The 1,263-nt window shown below is 66.4% G+C and carries 2 protein-coding genes; both read left to right on the top strand.

Translation table 11 applies throughout. The annotated features are described in order from the left end of the window. Nucleotides 1-66: 66 nt before the first annotated feature. Nucleotides 67-351, top strand: a complete 285-nt coding sequence (locus K5S26_RS18485; protein ID WP_221861000.1) for a transposase — start codon at nt 67-69, stop codon at nt 349-351. A 47-nt stretch (nt 352-398) separates the two neighbouring features. Further along, complete coding sequence (locus K5S26_RS18480) at nt 399-1,223, top strand: IS3 family transposase (protein WP_308123065.1); 825 nt, start codon at nt 399-401, stop codon at nt 1,221-1,223. Nucleotides 1,224-1,263: the final 40 nt, after the last annotated feature.

The following is a 1,263-nucleotide window of genomic DNA, read 5'->3' as shown; positions in this document are numbered from 1 at the left end:
GGAGCCTGACCCGCTTTTCCGGACGCCAGCTTTGAGGCGATGATCGTCTCGGAAGGAGTCCGTGAGATGCCTGCTGCCCACCCGCCGGAGTTCCGGCGTCGAGCCCTGGATCTTGTCGCCCAGGGCAACCCCGTCGCGCAGACCGCGCGTGATCTGGGGATCAGCGAGTCGTGCCTGCGGAACTGGATGAACCGTGACGCGGTCGATTCTGGCCGCAAGGCCGGTGTCACGACCGATGAGCACAAGGAGCTCGTCGAACTGCGACGCCGGAACCGAGTGCTGGAGATGGAGATCGAGATCCTCAAGCGCGCGTCGGCCTACTTCGCCAGGGAGAACATGCTCCCAAAATAGGGTTCCGGCTGGTCCAGGAGCTCGCCGCCGACGGGATCCCCGTCGCGGTGGCCTGCCGGTCCCTGAACATCTCGACCTCCGGTTACTACGAGTGGATCGGTCGGCCGCCGTCGCGGCGTGCGGTCGCGGATGCGGAGCTCACCTCGACGATCCGTCGGATCCACGCCGACTCGAGAGAGACGTACGGAGCACCGAGGGTGCTCGCCGGGCTCCGGCTCGGGCTCGGTGTTCACGTCGGCCGGAAACGGGTCGCCCGGCTGATGCGGTTGAACGGCCTGGTCGGGGTCTCGCATCGACGGAAGCGACGAGGCTGGAAGCCGGACACGGCCACCCACGAGGACCTCGTGAGGCGGCAGTTCCGCGCTGACGCGCCGAACCGGCTCTGGTTCTGCGACATCACACAGCACCGCGCGAAAGATGGGTGGGTCTACTGCGCCGCCGTGATCGACGCCTTCTCGCGCCGGATCGTTGGGTGGTCGATCAGTGACCGGATCACCGCAGAGATCGTCGTCGATGCGCTCGAGATGGCTCGCTGGCGGCGCAGACCAGCACCCGGCACCGTGGTCCATGCGGACCGAGGAGCGCAATACACCAGCTGGCTCTTCGGGCATCGGCTCCGCGAAGCGGGACTGCTCGGATCGATGGGACGAGTCGCGTCATCCGTCGACAACGCGCTCATCGAAAGCTTCTGGTCAACGATGCAACGCGAGCTTCTCGACCGCACCAGCTGGGCGTCGAAGACGCAGCTCGCGTCGGCGATGTTCGAGTGGATCGAGGCGTTCTACAACCCGACCCGCCGGCACACCGCGCTCGGCAACCTCAGCCCCGTGGAGTTCGAACGACTTCACATCCCCGCCGCAACCGCGGCATGATCAACACAGAGAAACCGTCCGGGAAACCGGGTCACGCTCC

The sequence above is a fragment of the Microbacterium marinilacus genome (assembly GCF_019753765.1).
Classification (GTDB): Bacteria; Actinomycetota; Actinomycetes; order Actinomycetales; family Microbacteriaceae; genus Microbacterium; species Microbacterium marinilacus.
Note: the sequence above shows the minus strand (reverse complement) of the source record. Positions and strands in the feature narration are given on the sequence as shown.